This is a genomic window from Pseudofulvimonas gallinarii (assembly GCF_004343305.1).
Classification (GTDB): Bacteria; Pseudomonadota; Gammaproteobacteria; order Xanthomonadales; family UBA2363; genus Pseudofulvimonas; species Pseudofulvimonas gallinarii.
In genome coordinates, this window is record NZ_SMAF01000008.1 from 77,686 (window position 1) to 95,785 (window position 18,100).

At 69.1% G+C, this 18,100-nt stretch carries 8 protein-coding genes; 2 read left to right on the forward strand and 6 right to left on the reverse strand.

What is annotated here, in order from left to right; all coding sequences use genetic code 11:
- Positions 1-32 precede the first annotated feature (32 nt).
- Together EDC25_RS07370 and EDC25_RS07375 are read right to left on the reverse strand one after the other, a co-directional pair.
- On the reverse strand, positions 33-5,441 hold the full coding sequence (locus EDC25_RS07370; RefSeq protein WP_132577379.1) for an Ig-like domain-containing protein: 5,409 nt from the start codon (positions 5,439-5,441) through the stop codon (positions 33-35).
- Positions 5,410-7,836 (reverse strand): Ig-like domain-containing protein, encoded by a 2,427-nt coding sequence (locus EDC25_RS07375; protein ID WP_123522616.1) that lies wholly within the window; start codon positions 7,834-7,836, stop codon positions 5,410-5,412. Before EDC25_RS07375 ends, EDC25_RS07370 begins: the two co-directional genes overlap by 32 nt.
- 466 nt (positions 7,837-8,302) lie before the next feature.
- Between EDC25_RS07375 and EDC25_RS07380 the strand changes: the two genes are divergently transcribed.
- On the forward strand, positions 8,303-9,721 hold the full coding sequence (locus EDC25_RS07380; RefSeq protein WP_164484102.1) for a glycosyltransferase family 39 protein: 1,419 nt from the start codon (positions 8,303-8,305) through the stop codon (positions 9,719-9,721).
- Here EDC25_RS07380 and EDC25_RS07385 read toward each other — a convergent pair.
- Positions 9,643-12,771, reverse strand: coding sequence for an ankyrin repeat domain-containing protein (locus tag EDC25_RS07385; protein ID WP_123522614.1), 3,129 nt, complete (start codon positions 12,769-12,771; stop codon positions 9,643-9,645). The genes EDC25_RS07380 and EDC25_RS07385 overlap by 79 nt on opposite strands.
- 83 nt (positions 12,772-12,854) lie before the next feature.
- On the opposite strand from EDC25_RS07385, the gene EDC25_RS07390 reads away from it, so the two are divergent.
- Entirely contained in the window at positions 12,855-15,212 is a 2,358-nt protein-coding gene (locus EDC25_RS07390; protein ID WP_132577380.1) for an alpha/beta hydrolase family protein, read from the forward strand.
- A 118-nt stretch (positions 15,213-15,330) separates the two neighbouring features.
- Here the strand turns inward: EDC25_RS07390 and EDC25_RS07395 are convergent, their stop codons facing one another.
- From EDC25_RS07395 to EDC25_RS07405, 3 genes are all read right to left on the reverse strand, one after another.
- A complete protein-coding gene (locus EDC25_RS07395; protein ID WP_123522613.1) occupies positions 15,331-15,822 on the reverse strand; it encodes an RcnB family protein in 492 nt (163 codons plus the stop codon).
- Positions 15,823-15,988: 166 nt separating this feature from the next.
- Positions 15,989-16,885, reverse strand: a complete 897-nt coding sequence (locus EDC25_RS07400; RefSeq protein ID WP_276312306.1) for a DMT family transporter — start codon at positions 16,883-16,885, stop codon at positions 15,989-15,991.
- Positions 16,886-16,974: 89 nt separating this feature from the next.
- Positions 16,975-18,045 carry a GGDEF domain-containing protein gene (locus EDC25_RS07405; protein ID WP_164484101.1) on the reverse strand — a complete coding sequence of 357 codons (1,071 nt, stop codon included), beginning with the start codon at positions 18,043-18,045 and terminating at the stop codon, positions 16,975-16,977.
- Positions 18,046-18,100 lie beyond the last annotated feature (55 nt).

Consider the following 18,100-nt stretch of genomic DNA (forward strand, 5'->3'; position numbering starts at 1 on the left):
TGCCGGCGCTCGGCGCCGGCAGGGACTTGGGCTCACGGAAACAGGCAGTTGCTGAATCCGCTGGTGGCCGAGATCAACAGGGTTCCGTTTCCGCCCGGGTTCAGACCGTTGACGTAGGTCTCCACGCCTGGCGTGGCGCTGGCGGCCATGTTGACAATGCCGAAGGCGAACTGGTTTGGCACCGCGCCCTGCTTGCGCAGGCCGATGCCGTTGGTTCCACCGCTGCCGGCGGAGGTGTTGCCGCTGATGTCGAGGCAGACGGTATCGTTGCCGCCGTCCTGCGTATTGCCGGAATCAATACGGATGCCCGGCCGCATGCCAGTCAACGGCGCGGCAACCGTGTTGTTCTGAACACGCGCATTGAGCCGGCCATTGGTATCCCGTGCAACCAGAAGGATGCCGTTGCCGTCGACCTGGCTGATGTTGTTGTTCCGCACCGTCACGGTCATCAGCGGCTGGTCTGTCTTGGCGTAACTGAAGCCAAGGCCACCACCGATACCCTGCGATCCAAAACTGTTGTTGGCAACAATGACGTTGTTCTCGATGACCGACGTCACGGTGACCTGTCCGAACGCCGAATTGCTGATGCCGGTGCCGGTGATGCGGGCGATCGGATCGGCAAGCGTGCCGTTGTTGGAAATGTTGAAGTTACCCTGGCCGCGCCCGTTGACCAGGGCGATGATCGCTTCGGCACCCATCCGGTTGACCGGACTGGCGCCGGCGATCCGGTTGCCCGAGATGCGGATCACGTCGGTGGGATGCCCAGCCGTGCCGAAGACACCGACCGGGCCGGCGGCCGACGGATTGCCGCCCTGCGCCTGGATCCCGCCACCACCCGGGAAGTTAGTGATGACATTGGCGTTGATGTCGGCGCGGGTGACGCTGGCCGCCGTCGTCGCGGAGCCGTAGGCGATCAGGCTGATGCCCCAGCCGCTCGACTGGGCCGCCGACGTCGAACTGGTCAACTGGTTGTTGCTGATGTTGGCGTGGCTGACCGTGCCGTTGAAGTTGTACAGCTCGACGCCGAATCCGCTGGATGTCTGCAGCGTGTTGCCAGTGATCGTCACCACCCCATACAGGTTGCGCTCGGTACCGGAACTGGCCTCGTTGAAGCCGATGTTGGCCCGCCGCGGCAGCATGTCGGTGCCGGAACGGGCGATATGGCTGTTGGTGAGACTGAAGCCGTTGACTTCCGTGCCACCCACACCATGGCCGCGGGTATTGTCGATGAACATCCGGTCGATCGACGGTTCGGTCGTGGACCGCAGCCAGATGCCATGGGTGCCGGCATTCTGGATGGCGCCACCCGTACAGCTCGCCGCGCTCGAGCAGGTTCCGCCATTGCCGGTCACCATCAGCGAACCGAGGTTGCCGGTATTGTCCAGAATGATGCCGGCGGACGGCGAGTTGGTGGAGCTGATGCTTCGGAACGTCACGTCGGCTGCCGCAATGGTCGCATCGGTGAGGTTGAGGGCGACGCCCGCTGCCGCGGACAGCATGTTGGCGTTCGTTCCGGTGGTCACCGACACCGTGCCACTGTCGGCGTGGAAAGCCGCGCCCGTCAGGGTGGTGACGGCAAGGCCGCCATTGACGAAGTGCACGGCGGTGGCGGCGCTGTTTCCGGTCAGGCTGACGCCTGGATTGGAACCACTGCTGGAAACCGTCTTGTTCGCGCCACTGAACGTGTAGGTGCCGCCCGTGCGGCCGCTCACCCGGATGCCGGCATTGCCTGACCCGGTGCCGCAGTTGCCCGTGCAGGACAGGTTGCCCGACAGGCTGAGGGTCGCCGCCCCCGCACCGCTGATGTCGACGAGCGTGCCGGCAGCGGTCTTGACGATATCTCCCGAGTAGGTAAGCGTCGCCGAGCCGGTACTGAACGAGAACGCGGTCCCGCTGGCGCCACTGAGGGTGCCGCCGCCCAGGCTGGCAGCACCACCCACCGCCGAGAGGGCGATATTGGAGGCTCCGCTGGTCGAGGTGACCTGGTCGAAGGCATCGAATCCGGCGAGCTGTGCCAGGGTGCCGTTGGAAAGGTTCAATGCCTGGCCAGCGCCGCTGATCCGGTTCTCACCCAGCGTCAGTGTTCCGAACCCGCTTCCGTTCAATGCAGCGCCGGTGGTGGCGCCGATCTCGATGGCGCGGATGGTGTTGTTGCTGGCCAGGGTGAAGGCGTGGGTAGCGGCCGCGGTCGTCGTGATGAGCGGCCTGCTGCCACCCAGGGCCGGACGCGCCACGCTCAACGCCGGCGGGCTGATCCCGAACAGCGTGTCGAAACTGCTGGCGGTGGCCGCCTGGCCGATGACCTGCTGCCCGTTGAGCAGGGTGACGCCCCCGGTATGGCTGCCGCTGTACAGGAAGATGCGGCTGTTGATGCCGGCGGCCGACGCCGCCTGGGCCAGCGTCTGGAAGGGACGGGACAGCGTGCCGGTACCACCGGCCGGTGCACTCGGATCGACGAACCAGATGGCCGTACCCGACAGCGCGACAGTGACGGTGGCGGTGGTGCAGGCCGACGGCAACGGCACGCCGGAGTCACACACCTGGACATCGAAACTGTCGGTGGTGGCGGTATTGCTGGCCGGCGGATCGTAGGTCCAGGCGCCGTCGCTGTCGACCGTGTAGCGACCCCCTGCCGTACTCGCGGCGCCGGTGACCGCCGTCAGCGAGAACGGCTGCGCGCCCGGCCCGTCGACATCCGTCACGTCGGCCAGCAGGTTGTACGCATGCGCTGCCGGCACGACGATGCCGATATTGCGATGCACCGGTACGTTGGCCGGCACCACGACCACGGGCGGATCGTTGACGGCTTCCACGGTGATGGTGAACGACGCCGGTGCCGAGGTATCGACGCCGCCATTGGCGGTGCCCCCGTTGTCCACCAGGGTCACCGTGACGTTGGCCACGCCGAACGCGTTCGGCGCCGGAATGAAGCTGAGGTTGCCGGTCGCTGGACTGATCGCCGGCGGCGCGGAGAACAGCGTCGGATTGTCATTGCCGACATTGAAGTCCAGCACCTGCGTACCGCCATCGCCGTCGTCCATGCCCGTGGCCCAGGCCTGGTTCTGCGCGCCGGCGTCCTCCTGCACGGTGACGTTGCCACCCGGGGTGAAGCTGGGCGGATCGTTGACGCCGTTCACGGTGATCGTGAAGGTGCGGCTGAAACTGTCGACGCCACCATTGGCGGTACCGCCGTCATCACGCAAGGTCGCCTTCAGCGTCGCCGTGCCGAAGGCATTGGCGGCGGCGGCATAGGTCAAGGTGCCGGTGGACGCGTCGATCGCCGGCGCCGTCGTGAAGCCCAGCGTCGAGTCGATGGCGTCGATGCTGACGTCGAAGCCGAGCAAGGCCTGCGAGGACTCGTTGGCCGGACCGGCGGACAGGTTGCTGGCAAAAGCCACAATCGTCTGGGCACCGGCGTCCTCCAGCACGGCCGGCGCGCTGGCAGGCATGTCGAAGCCGGGCGCGTCGTTGACCGCTTCGGCGGTGATGGTGAAGGTCACCGGCGCGGACGTGTCGACGCCCCCATTCGCCGTGCCCGCATCATCGCGCAACACCAGCGTGATGTCGGCGCTGCCGAAGGCGTCGGCGGTCAGCGTGAAGCTGAGGTTGCCGGTGGCGGCGTCCACCGCCGGCGGCGTTGCGAACAGCGCGGCATTGGTGTTCGACTGGACGATGAACTCAAGACCCTGGACCTCGTCGGCGTCTCCGTCGTCAATGCCGGTGGCCCAGGCCTGGCTGTAGGGCGCGGCGTCCTCGTAGACCGTCACGTCGCTGCCCGGCGTGAACACCGGTGCGGAGTTCACGCCTTCGACGGTGATCGTGAAACTCTGCACCGCGGAGGTGTCGACGCCACCGTTTGCGGTACCGCCATCGTCGCCAAGCTGCACGTTGACCGTCGCGGTACCCGACGTGTCGGCCTGCGGCGTGTAGGTCAGCGTGCCGGTCGTGGCATCGATGGCCGGCGCCGAGGAAAAAGCCAGCGTGCCGGTGGTGCCGGCGAGCGACACCGAGAAAGTCAATGCCTGGCCTGACTCGTTCGCCGGGCCGGCGACGATGTCCTGGGCAAAACCAGCCACCGTCTGCGCACCGCTGTTTTCCAGTGCCACAGGCGCCTGGGACGGCACGGTGAAGCTGGGCGCGTCGTTGACCGGGGTGACGGAGATCTGCAGCGTTGCCGATGGCGAGGTGTCGTTTCCGCCATTGGCGTTGCCGCCATCATCCTGCAACGCAATCGTGATGGTGGCGTTGCCGAAGGCGTCCGCTGCCGGCGTGAAGCTCAACGTGCCGTCCGCAGCCACGGACGGCCCGGCGGAGAACAGCGACGGATTGGTGTTGTCCTGGATGACGAAGGTCAGCGCCTGCGTGCCATCGTCGCCATCGCCGATGCCGGTGGCCCAGGCGGTGACGGTCTGCGCACCGGCATCTTCCAGCACCGCCTGGTCGCTTCCTGGCACGAACTGCGGGGGTGAGTTGACACCGGCCACCGCCACCGTCGCCACGGCCGGGGCCGACACGCCACCGCCGTCGTCCTCGACGAGGAAGGCGATCTGGCGCGGCGTCTCGTCCGGGTTGTTGGACACATTGGAATAGGTCGCGGTGCGCAACACGGCCTGGTAGTCGGCGACGCTGGCATTGCCGGTGAGGGTGAGCACGCCACCGGCGTAGGCGGCGCTGAGGCCACTTCCACCGACGTTGACCGCCAGCACCTCGTCGCTGCCGTCAGGCGCACTCGCCAGTGTCAACGTGGCTTCAACCAGCACGTTCGAATCGATGTCGGTCACGGTCATGGCCGCGGCATCGACGATCGGGACGGGCACGCCGCCCTCGATGAAGCTGGCGTCGTAGCCGGTGCCGGCTGCCGGCCCGTTGAGATCCACCGCCGGCGGATCATTCACCGGCGTCACGGTAAGGGTGAAGGTCTCCGGCGCCGACAGGTCGACGCCGCCGTTGGCCGTACCGCCGTTGTCGCGGACGCGCACGGTGAACTGCGAGGTACCGTGCTGGTCCGCCGCCGCCGTGTAGGTCAGCGTGCCATCGGCCGCCACCGCGGGCGCCACCGCGAACAGCGACGGGTTGGTCACGTTGGCGACCTGGTATTCGGCCACGGCCTGGGCGGCTTCGTTCGGACCCGGATCGAACGTGGTCACCCATCCAGCCACCGTCTGCGCACCGGCATCCTCGGCGGAGGCAGGCGGGTTGGCGGCCGTGAAGGACGGCATGTCGTTGACTGCCGTGACGGTGATGGTCAGCACCTGAGCCGGCGAGGTGTCGACGCCGCCGTCGGCCGTCCCGCCATCGTCCTGCGCCACGACGCTGAAAGTCGCGGTGCCCCAGGCGTTGGTGTCCGCGGAATAGCTCAGCACGCCGCTGCTCGAAATCGCCGGTACCGCCGCAAAGCTCAGGGTCGGATCACTGGACACCGGCGTCAGGATGAAAGTCACGGCCTGCGATGACTCGTCGGCCGGACCGGCGCTGATCGCCGTTGCGACGCTCACCGACTGCGCACCGGCATCCTCGAGGCCCGGCGCCGGATCCTGCAGGGTGAACGACGGTGATCGTGAGCACGTGCGGCGCCGACGTGTCGGTGCCGCCATTGGCGGTACCACCGTCATCCTGCAACACCACGGTGACCTGCGCGCTGCCGTTGGCGTCGACCGCCGGGGTGAAGGTCAGCGTGCCGGTACCGGCATCGATGGCGGGGGCGGTGGCGAACAGCGCCGGATTGCTGTTGGCCTGCACGAGGAAGCCCAGCACCTGCGTGCCGCCATCGTTGTCGTCCATGCCGGTTGCCCAGTTGGCAACCGACTGCGCGCCGGCGTCTTCCAGCACGTTGACATCCGGACCCGGCGTGAAGACCGGTGCGTTGTTGACCGCTTCCACGTCGATGGTGAAAGTCTGCGGCGTCGACAGGTCGACGCCTCCATCGCTGGTACCACCGTCATCGCGCACGCGCACGGTGAACTGGGACGTGCCGCGCGCGCCGGCAGCCGGCGTGTACCGCAACGTGCCGCTGTCGTCGACCGTCGGCGCGGCACTGAACAGCGCGGGATTGCTGATGGCCGACACCTGGTATTCGGCGACGGCCTGGCTGGATTCGTTGGCCGGACCGGCGGTGAACGTCGCCCAGCCAGTGACTTCGGCCGGCCCGCTGTCCTGGAAGACCGGCGGTGGATTGGCGGCGGTGAACGAAGGCGCATCGTTCACCGGCGTCACGAGGATCGTGAATGTATGGGGCGCGGAAGTATCGACGCCGCCATTCGCGGTGCCGCCATCATCGCTGAGGGTGATGGTGATGTCGGCGCTGCCATTGGCATCGTCGGCGGTCGTGAACGTCAGCGTGCCGCTGGCGTCGAGCGCAGGCGCGGCGCTGAACAGGGCCGGGTTGCTGTTCGCCTGCACGGTGAAGGTCAGCGTCTGCCCGCCGCCGTCGCCGTCGTCGATCGCGGTCGCCCAGTTGGCGATGGACTGCGCACCGGCGTCTTCGAGCACGACCGGATCGGCGCCAGGCGTGAAGCCGGGTGCGTCGTTCACGTCATCGACCGTGACCATGATCGACTGCGGCGCCGATTCGTCGACGCCACCGTTGGCGGTGCCGCCGCTGTCGCGCATCACGACGGTCAACGTCGCCGAACCGAGCATGCCCGGGGCCGGCGTCGCGGTCAGCACGCCTGCCGGGGAAATCGTCGGCGTACCCGAAAACAGGGTGGAATTGTCGTTGCCGGTGATTTCAAACGAAAACGACTGGCCGGACTCGTCGGCGGGCCCTGCTGACAGCGCCGTGGCGACCACCGCAGTTTGCGGGCCAGCATCCTCGTAGAGGGTCGCGTTCTGCGGCGAGAACGACGGCGCGTCGTTGACCGGCTGGATGTCGAGGCTGACCAGCGCGGCGGGCGAGGTCAGATCGCCATCGCTGACGGTGAAGGTGAAGGCGTCCGTGCCATTGCTGTCGGCCGCCGGCGTGTAGGTCACTTCCGCGGTCGTCGGCGACGTCTGGATGATCGCTCCCAGCGTGCCGGAAGCCGGCGGCGAAGCGATGGCGAAGGAGATGGCCGGCGACTCGTTGTCGCTGCCGCTGAGCGTCACCACCAGCGGCGTGTCTTCCAGGCCGCTGGCGGCAACAGGATTGGCGACCGGCGCATTGTTCTGCACATCGCGCACATCGACGCGGAAGAACAGCCGGCCATTCTCGATGGCGACGAACGCGGCGGTCAGGTCGATGGCGCTCTGCCCCGAGGTGCTGTCGCCCGCAGGATCCGTTGCCTGCGGCGACTGGCTGCCCCAGTCGCCGACGTTGCCGTCGAGCGCGAAATTGGCCGCGATCACCAGTCCGCTGCCGAGGACCAGCAGCGCCAGGCTGCCGTTGCGCAGCATCGGCCGCAGGCGGCGGCTGCGCAGGATCAGGATGGAGGCGAGGATGAGGACCGCAAGCCCCGCCCAGCCGAGGCCGGGTACGGGCGCGGCCGGGGCGCCGACCACGATCGGACCACCACCGGCTCCGCTGCCGATCAGGTCGCTGCCCGCCGCGCTTTCCGCGGCGAAATAGACGCGGAACGGCGCCGGGTAGGCCGAGCCGGTGAGCTGCTCGATGGTGGCGCCGAGTTCGACGACGTCCGCACCTCCCAGACCGTTGTCGAGGCCGATGGGGTACGGGCCGCCGACACCGGTCGGTGGGCCGAAACTGCCGCCGGCGCAGGTTTCCACCGTGAGGCTGGAAACCTGGAAGACGCCGCTGCCAGACAGGGCGCTGAGACGGCGCTCGACGCCGGTGACGACGTTTCCGCCACCCAGATCGACGGTGCAACCGGACCCTGACTGGCGATCGACGTCGATCAGCACGCTGTAGGCGTATAATCCTGTGCCATCACTGGCGCGGCACACAGCGTCACGGCGCCCAGCAGCACGCTACGCAGCATTCCCTTCAACATCGTTGTCCCCTATCGCCCGCTCACCGGGCCACTGTTGCCACAGGATGCGCTGGAAGCGCGGTTGTCCCGCCTGTCCGAAAGGATCGCGACCAGGATCGGAGCCGGGCGTCCCGCTGTCCCCCCGAACAGCGGGACGCCCCGCGCCGACATTCTCCGGGTATCCATCCCCGACGGCTACGCAACCTTGGATGCCTTATACGCGAATCCGTCCTGCAATCCAATTTTTTGTGATCCATGTCACAAAAAGCAAGGATCTGCTCCAATACCCGTCCCCAAATCATGTCATCGGGACATCGGCGGGACACAGGGCGCCAGGGCCGCCGGCGACATTTCCGGATGACCTACACTCGCTGCCCAGCGCACCCACCGATGCAAACATGCCCGACCATCCGACCCGGCCGAAGCCGTACGTCCTGAATTTCGCAGCGGCCTACCTGCTGTTGTCCGGGCTGCTGCTGGCGCTGTACTGGTTTCCCGAGGCCAAGCAGCTGGCTGGCGACGAGCACTACTACCATCATACGGCGCTGGCGCTGCTGGCCGGCGGCGACTGGTTCGACGGCAACCTGATCTGGCCGCCCCTGCAGGCGCTGATCCTGGCCGGGATCTACGGCCTGGCGGGACCCTCCGTGCTGGCCGTGCAACTGCTGCAGCTGCTCATGCTGGCCGGAGGCGGCCTGTTGCTGGCCGACATCTGGCGCCGCCTGGGCGGCAGCCGGGAAGCCGCCGCCTGGGCGGCGGCCCTGCTGTGCATCAATCCGCTGACGGTCGGCTTCGCGACCTACCTGTGGCCGGAGATCCCGCACCTGGTGCTGTGCCTGCTGCTGGCCTGGTGCCTGCTGCGCAGCCGCGAGGCCGGTACGCCCGGCGTGTGCTGGGCGGCCGGCGCCGGCGCCGCGCTTGGGCTGTGTCTGCTCGCAAAGAGCCTGCTCACCGGCTTCTGGCCGCTGCTCCTGCTGCCGCTGTGGCAGCGCGGGCGCCGCAACGGAAACCTGCTGCGGATCGTCGCGTTCCTCGCCGCCACCCTACTGGTGACGGCGCCGGCGTTGTATCGCGGCATGCAGGTGACCGGCAAGCCGCAGATCGCCGACTCTTCGTGGTTCAACCTGTGGGTCGGCCTGGGTGATCGCTGGCGCAACGACTTCGTGTTCGACGAGACCGGCCAGCGCATGCACGAATACCTGACGCACAGCCCGGATCCGCGCGCGCGCAACGCCTTCGCCCGCGAGCAGGCGGAAGCGATCGTCGCCGGACAAGGGCTGGTCGGCACCTTCACGGCGCAGCTGGGCAAGCAGTATTTCCGCCTCTTCAGTGCCCGGCACTTCGTCGTGTCGCAACTGCATGGCCGCATCTGCGACGGTTACACCAGCCGATACGGCAGCGAAAGTTTCGTCGTGAACCGCGGCGGCGCCTGGTTGATGCAGGCCTGGCATGTCGCGCTGCTTGCCATGGCGGCGTTCGGGCTGGCGGCCTGGCGGCAATGGCGACAACCCTGGCTGTGGCTGGCGGCCGCGTTCGTGGCTTACCAGATGGCACTGTTCTTCGGCCTGCACGTCAAGTCGCGCTTCCTCGTGCCCATGCTGCCACTCCTGTGCCTGTTCGCCGGACACTGGCTGGCGATGCCGCGTCGCGAACGCCGACCGCGCGCAGCCGGCTGGCTGCTGGCGGGCCTGCTCGCTTTCCTGGCCCTGGCCGGCCCCTGGCTGGACGATGCCTGCGATCAGGCCGGGCGCAGCGGCAGCGAAGGACTGGCGGCCGGCGCGACCGGCATCCGCAACGCCTGCGCGACATCGGTGTAACCGGACTGCACCGCGTAGTCCTCGGCGCGCCAGCCTCCGCTGTCGCGCAGATCGCGCTGGGCACCGTTGCCGAGCAGACGGCGCACGGCGCCGGCCTGGCCATGCGCCGCCGCGTAATGCAGCGGCGTGCAGCCATGGCGGTCCGGCAGGTTCACCGCGCGTGAGCGCGACAGCAGGACATCAAGCCCCGCATCGATGCCGTCCGCGTGCGCTGCGCTGACGGCAGCGGCGCCGCAGGCCACGTGCAGTGCGGTCAGGCCGGCATCGTTGACGGCATCGACCTCGCTGCCGGCGCTGACCAGCGCAAGCAGCATCGCCCGCGCGGCATCGCCATCGGCAGCGCCGAAGGCATGCCCGGCGGCGGCGTGCAGCGCGCGGTTGCCGGCGGCATCGCGGGCGGTGACATCGGCGCCTGCGGCAAGCAGCCGGGTGACGCCTTCCCGGTTGCCACAGGCGGCAGCCACCATCAGTGCCGTAGTGTCGTTCGCCAGCCGCTGCTCGACGGCGGCGCCGTGTTCGAGCAGGGTCTCGACGATGGCCATGTGACCGGCGACCAGGGCCGCGCTCAGTGCGGTCACGCCGGATGGAGTACAGGCATCGACGGCGGCGCCATGAACCAGCAGTTCGCCGAGGACGGGCCGATGCCCGCCGCCGGCGGCGCGGATCAGCGCGGTGCAGCCCTGGCGATCACGGGCGGCGGTGTCGAGGCCCAGCGTCAGCAGGCGGCGCACGGCGGCCAGGTCCCCCAGGCGCGCGGCGGCGACCAGGTCGGCGCCAATCAGGCGGCGTCCCGGCAGGTGCCAGCCGCGCCAGCGCAGCCATTCCACCAGCGCCGGGCGGTCGGCATCCAGCGCCAGCGCCAGCGGCGTTTCACCACTGCCGGCCGCCGCATGCGGCTTGCCGCCATGCCGCAACAGCTGCCTGCACAATCTCAGCGCGCGTTCGTTGTTGTGCCGTAGCGCCAGATGCAAAGGCGTCATGCCGGCCCGGTCGGCACGCGACGGATCGGCACCGCGCTCGAGCAGCCGTTCGACCAGCGTCTCCATGCCATGGCCGACCGCGTGGTGAAGCGGGCTGGAACCGGCGGCGTCGAAGAACGGGTCGGCACCGGCGTCCAGCCAGGCCAGTGCCAGCCGTTCGTAGCTGGCGATATCGCCAAGCGCCGTCGACAGCAGGGCGGACAGCCGACCCGTCCCGCAGCCCGCCGTCGGCGGCAGGGCGGCAAGCAGCGACAGTCCGGTCGGGCCGAGCCGGATCGCGGCATCGACCAGGTGGCGCCCGTCGGGCAGCTTCTGGTCGATGGGCAAAGGCAGCGCTGTCGCGGCGCGCAAAGCCGGCCAGGCGCCTTGCGATGCGGCTTCCATTGCCAGCGCGGCACGCTCGGCTTCGCCGGCATTGCTTCGCCACGCCAGAAGCACCGCGGGCCGGACCGCCGACAGCAGCGTCGCGGTCGATGGCGCCCCCGTCCCGCCGTCCGTCTCGACGCCGGCAGCAGGCCGCGACTGCGCCAGCTCGGCCGCATCGGCCCCCGCCGCGAGCAGCACGGCGAACATCGACGCGTCCGCCGGCAGCTTGCGGCAGGCATGCTGCAGCGGCGACTGGCCGTCGTGGTCGCGCAGGCCGGGATCCGCGCCGGCGGCGACCAGTGCCTTGACCACGGCTTCATGGCCGTTGCCGGCGGCATGATGGAGCGCGCTGCGACCTTGTGCGTCGACCGCGTCCGGCTGTGCCCTCGCACGCAGCAGCACTTCGACCAGCACCGGCAGGTCGTCGCTGGCCGACGCCGCCGCGCATAGTGGCGGCACCGTGCCGGCGCCGGCGACGGACGCGCGATGGGACAGCAACAGGCGGGCGGCACCGATATTGCCATGCGCGCAGGCCCAGGCCAGCGGCGTGTAGCCTTCGTCATCGACGGCGTCGACCTGGGCGCCGGCATCCAGCAACATCGCGAGCACCGCGGGCTCGCTGCTCAGGGCGGCGTGATGCAGCGCCGTGCGCCCGGCCTCGTCGCGGACATGGATGTCGGCACCGTTGGCGATCAGCGCCAGTACGATTTCCGGACGCCCGTAGTAGCTGTCGCGCGTCGCCAGCAGCAGCGGCGTCAAGCCGACGCAGCGATGGTTGACGTCAACGCCGGCGGCGATCATGGCGCGCAACGGGCGTGAGTCGTTCAGGGTCGCTGCGATATGCAGCGCATCACGCTGGTCGGCCTCGTCCGGCAGCGCCAGCGAACAGGGATCGACGCCGGCCTCGAGGATCGCCAGGGCGTCATCGACCTGGCCCGAGCGCAGCGCCGAGCGCAGGGCCGCGGCGCGCAGCACCGGATTCGCCGGGATATCCAGCGTCCGTGCAGGGGCCGGCGAGTCCTCTTCGACCAACGCTGCCGGCGTCGGAGCCAGTGCGTCCAGAGCGCGCAGGTGGATGATCCGGTAGATCGCGGCACCGGCTGTCACCGCAAGCAGCCACACCAGCACGCTGGTTGCCGGCTGCGGAAGCCGCCAGGCGAAGATGGCCGGCGCGATGACCAGCAGCGTGTGCAGGACCAGCACCGGCAGCCCGTGGGTCGGAAAGACATCGCGACTGCCGGTCAGCGCGCTTGCCGCGCGCAGGCCGCGCTGGATCCGCCGCTGCGACGAAGGGGGCTCGCCATCGGCCTCGCGGAGGGCCAGCGTCAGCGCCGGCCAGTAGCGCCACGGCCACAGCACCGACACCGCGCAGGCCAGTCCGAGCAGCAATGCCGCCGGCAGTGCCGGCGCCTGCATCAGGCGCAACAGGGGCCAGCCGACGAGCAGCACCACGCCGAGGGCGTGCATCCCCACCAGCTGCAGCGCGGCGTGGAATCGACGCGCGGTCGAAGCCGGCGGACAGTGCGAAGGCAGCGAGATGACGGCAAGGACGGGCAGCACCAGCAGCCAGGTGGAAAGCGGCGCGGCGACGCGCGCCCACGCCGGCAATCCCGCGGAAAACCAGGCCACCGCCGCCATGATCGCCAGGGCGCCCGCGAGCAGCGGCAGGGCGACCGGGGCGCGAGTCCCTTCATCCAAGCTCATGGGGCAAGTTTACGTCACCCCGGCCCCGCACCCGCGTGGCTGCCGTATCCTCGCCTGTTCCGCCCACCTGTCCGAATTTCCCCATGCCCCGTTTCCGCCTGCTCTCCGCGCTGTCCCTGTTGCTGCTGGCAACGCTCGCCTTCGCCGCGCCGCCGCTCGAACGCATCATGTCCGACCCCGACTGGATCGGCCCGCCCGTGGAGGCGGCCTGGCCGAGCCTCGATGGCCGCCACGTCTATTACCGCGTCAAGAAGGCCGGATCGTCGCTGCGCGACCTGCACCGGATCGACCTGGCCAGCCTGCGCGACGAGATCGTCAGTGACACGGAACGCGCCGGGGTCGATGGCGAACAGCCCGTCTTCGATCGCCAGCGGCGCCAGGCGCTGTTCCTTCGCAATGGCGAGCTGTTCCTGCGCGACCTGGGCACCGGCGCGCTGAAGCGCCTTGCCGGCGGCTTCGGCGACCTTGCCGACCCGCGCTTCGCAGCCAATGGCGGCGTCCATGTCCGCGCCGGCGACCGCTGGCTGAGGGTGGATCCCGTCAGCGGCGCCGTCGCACCGCTGGCCGACCTGCGTTTCGACAGCGAGCCGGACGCCGAGACGAAGGACGAACTGGCCGCCGTGCAGCTGCGCCTGTTCGAGACCCTGCGCCGCCAGCGCGACGACCGCATCGCCGCGCGCGAGGAGGACAGCCGGCTGCGCGCCGCCGACCCGCAGCGGGCGCCGGCACCGTGGTTCCTCGGCAAGGACCGACGGCCGGTGGCCAGCATTCCCTCAGCCGACGGTCGCTGGCTGCTGCTGGTCACGCGCGCCGCCTCGGAAGAACGCGGCGACAGCGGCAAGATGCCGATGTATGTCACCGAATCCGGTTACACGGAAATCGAGGACGTGCGTACGCGCGTCGGTCGCAAGGAGCCGGCCGGACACCGGTTCGAACTGCTCGACCTGCAGGCGCGCAGCCGCCATCCGCTGGACCTGAAGGCGTTGCCAGGCATCGACAGCGACCCGTTGGCGGACCTGCGCAGCGCCCGCGGCGACGCCGCGCCGAAAGCACCGGAACAACGGCCGGTCACCCTGATGGGCGCGCAGTGGAACGCGGCCGGCACCCGCCTGGCGCTGCAGTTCCGCGCCGTCGACAACAAGGACCGCTGGCTGGTCAGCGTCGAACCGGGCCGCGACCCGGGCGCGCTGCGCGTGCAGCACCAGCTCACCGACGCGGCATGGATCAACTGGTCGTTCAACGATTTCGGCTGGCTCCCGGACGACCGCACGCTGTGGTTCCTGTCCGAGGAAAGCGGCTGGTCGCATCTCTATACCAAAGCCGTCGATGGCCGCACGGCGCGCCAGCTCACGCGCGGCGAATGGGAGGTCCATGACCCGGTGCTGCGCGCCGACGGCAGTGGTTTCTGGTTCATCGCCAATGCCAGCCACAGTGCCGAGTTCGATGTCTACAGCGTTGACGTCGCGGGTGGCCCGCCGAAGCGGCTGACTTCGCTGCTCGGTGTCGAAAGCTTCCAGCCGACCGCCGACGAGCGCCAGCTGGTGCTTGTGCACTCGTCGTCGTATGTGCCCGCGCAGGCCGCCATCGTCGCGGCGAACGGCGGCGAAACGCGCCGGCTGACCGACACCCGTAGCGCCGACTACCGGGCGCTGGAATGGCCTGAGCTGGAGATCGTCGCGGTGCCGTCAAGCACGCAGGCGCGGCCGGTCTGGTCGAAGCTCTACCGGCCCGCCAGCATGGAACAGGGCAAGCGCTATCCGGCCGTGCTGTTCGTCCATGGCGCCGGCTACACGCAGAATACCCATCGCCGCTTTCCGTACTACTTCCGGGAACAGATGTTCCACCAGCTGCTGGCCGATCGCGGCTTCGTGGTGCTGGACATGGACTACCGCGCCTCCGCCGGCTACGGCCGCGACTGGCGAACGGCGATCTACCGCAACATGGGGCACCCGGAACTGGAAGACCTGGTCGACGGCGTCGACTGGCTGGTCGCCCACCACCAGGTCGATGGCGAACGTATCGGCGTCTATGGCGGATCGTACGGTGGCTTCATGACGCTCATGGCCCTGTTCCGCGAACCCGGCCGGTTCCATGCCGGCGCGGCGCTGCGGCCGGTGACCGACTGGCGGCACTACAACCACGGCTACACGGCCAACATCCTCAACACGCCGCAGCTGGATCCGGACGCCCACCGCATCAGCTCGCCGATCGAATATGCCGAGAACCTCAAGGGCCACCTGCTCATCGCCCACGGCATGCTCGACGACAACGTGTTCTACCAGGACGCGGTCATGCTGGCGCAGCGGCTGATCGAGCTGAAGAAGGAGAACTGGGAACTGGCCAGCTATCCGCTTGAACGCCACGGCTACGTCCATCCGGAAAGCTGGCTCGACCAGTACCGGCGCATCCTCAAACTGTTCGAGCGCAACCTGCTCGACTGACAAACCCGCCCGTTCGGGCACAGCGACGCGGCGGTGTGCAAAGCACCGCCCCGGCCCAGCCCCCAAATGAAGACGGCCGGCATCAAGCCGGCCGTCCATCCAACGCAACCGAAGCGGATCAGTAGAACAGGCCGTAGACGGCGTCGGCGATCAGGCCGGTCGCAACGGCGACCAGGAACACGTCACCATCCACGCGCACCCAGCGATGGCCATACGGCGGCGGCGCCAGTCGGTACGGGCGGTAGTCCACGTAGTAGGTCGGACCATAGTAGGCGGCCGGCAGGTAGTGGCCTGACGCCCAGCGGTACGGGCGGTACCCATGCGGACGCACGTAGTGCGGCGCGCGGTAGCGATGGGCGTGCGGCGGCGGGACATGCACCGGCGGACGATGGCCGTGGTGGTGGCGGTCGTCGCGGCTGTAGCGACGGCTGTCGTGGCGACGATCGCCACCGCGGCGGTTGTCATGGCGTGCGGAATTGTGGTGGCCACGGTCGTACTGACTGTGGCGGGCGTGTCCGTCACGCCCACCGCCATCGCGCGGCGCCGCCTCGACCAGAGTCGATGTACCGGCCAGCAGCGTGACCAGGGCAAGGCTCAGCAACTTGTTCATGTCATACCTCAACGTTGGAACAGGACACGGCGCCATCAGCACCGACCACGCGTGACGTCGGCCACGCAGGGCGAATGATTGCGTTCGCGGCACTGAATTTGCGTTGAATCCGCCCCGCCCGGAGGCCGGCCTGTTCAGCCATCCGGGCCCTCGGCGCCCGGCTTGTTCAGCTTTCGGCGGCTGCCGTACGCGCGGCCACTTTCTCGCGCCACGCCAGGTAGAGGCCACTGACGACGATGACAGCGGCACCCAACCACGTCATCACGCCTGGCAGCACACCCCAAAGCGCCAGGTCGAGGGCTGCACCCCATGCCAGCGCGGTGTATTCGAAGGGCGCGATCGCCGACGCTTCACCTTCGCGGAAGGCCTCGGTCACCGCCCACTGGCCCAGTGCGCCGGTGACGCCGATGCCGGCAATGATCCAGGCATGCGATGGCGCGATGGCCTGCCATTCCGGCGCCGCAAGCGTGGTGGCACCGATGGCCAGGAAGGACACCAGCCAGAACACCATCGCCTGCGTGCTGTCGGTGCGGCCGAGCAGGCGCACGGTCACCGCGGACAGCGCGTAGCCGAATGCGGCCGCGAGCACCGCCAGGCCGGACAACGACAGCATGCCCTCGCCGCTGGGACGCAGGATCACCACCACGCCCAGCAGGCCGAGGATGATCGCGGCCCAGCGCCGCGGGCCGACGCGCTCGCCGAGGAAGGGCACCGACAGCGCCGTGATCATCAGCGGCGCCACGAAGAACAGTGCGTACGCCGTCGACAGCGGCAAGGCACGCAGGCCGTAGGCGAAGCAGGAGAGCATCCCGATCGCCAGGGCACCACGCATCAGGTGCAGCGACCAGCGCACGCGCAGCAGGGACCGCGGCGGCACACTGAGGAGGGCCCAGACAGCGATCAACGGCCAAGATGCCAGGCCGCGCAGCGCGGCGACCTGCATCGGCGGATAGTGCGGCGCCAGCAGTTTCAGGCCGGCATCCATCACCGACAGCGTGCCGACCGCGAACAGCATGACCAGAATGCCGCGCAACGTGCGGCCGACCTCTCCCGGCGGCGACATCGCGGCGGAACCCTTGCCGCTTGATCCGCTTGGCGTCTGCCCAGCAGCCGCGACGGACGCGTGCGGCCTCGCCGATGTCCTCGCCTCGCTCACGCTGCCAGGACCACCACGCGATTGCCGCCTTCCGCCTTCGCCTGGCGCAGTGCGCGGTCGGCGACCCGCAGGAGGTATTCGACCGGCTTGTTGCAGACGGAGGCGCAGCTGGAGGCGCCGACGCTGATGGTCAGGTGGGAAGACACCGGCGATGCGGGATGATTCATGCGCACCGATTCGACTGCCGCACGCAGCCGTTCCGCTTCCTCCTGCACGCTGGCCTCGTCGCGGCCAGGAAGCAGGATCACCAGCTGGCCGTCGCCCAGGCGTGCCGCCACGTCGTCGTCGCGACGCAGAAGCGACTGGCATTGCCGGGCCAGCTCGCGCAGGCAGTCGTCGCCATAGGGACGACCGCAGGCCTCGTTGAGCGCGCAGAACCCGTCGATATCCACGCGCAGGATCGCCAGGGCGGCGCCACTGTCAGCGGCGTCGGCCCAGCTTTTCGCCAGCGCCCGCTCGAAGCGTGCGCGGTTGCCGACGCCGGTAAGGCCGTCGAGCATGGACAGCTCTTCGATGCGCCGGCGCGAGGCCTCAAGTTCGCGTTCGACACGTGCCAGGTGGATGGCGCCACCGATCTGCTCGGCAATGGCGTCGAAGACCGCGCAGAACGCCGGAGTGAACAGGTCGGCGCGGGGACTTTCGAGGTTGAGTACGCCCTGCATGCGGCCGCCGTGGCGGATCGGGACCAGGTATTCCGATCGCACCGATGGATGGCCGGGCACGTAGTCGATGTCGTGCGCGACGTCATCGATCAGCACCGGTTCGCCGCTGCGCACGCAGCGGCCGGCGGCGCCGACGGTGACCGGCCAGGGCAACTCGGCTGGCAGCGCCAGATCGAATGCACCCGCTGCGACTTCGTGAACGAAGTGCCGCGCCTCGGCATCGAGCAGGATGATGCTGGCGACCGCGACCGGGAGGCGTGCGACCAGGCAATCGACGATGCACCGGAGGACCGCGTCCAGCCCCTGGCTGCGCAGCGCGTCACGCGACACCTGGGCAAGGATTTCGGTGAGCAGGATGCGGCGTCCGCCGTCATCGAGCCGGGCCCACTCGGCACCCTGGTCCACGTGCGGGATCCGCGTCACCGCAGGCCCGCCTCCGGCGTTGGAGGCGGGCCCGGAT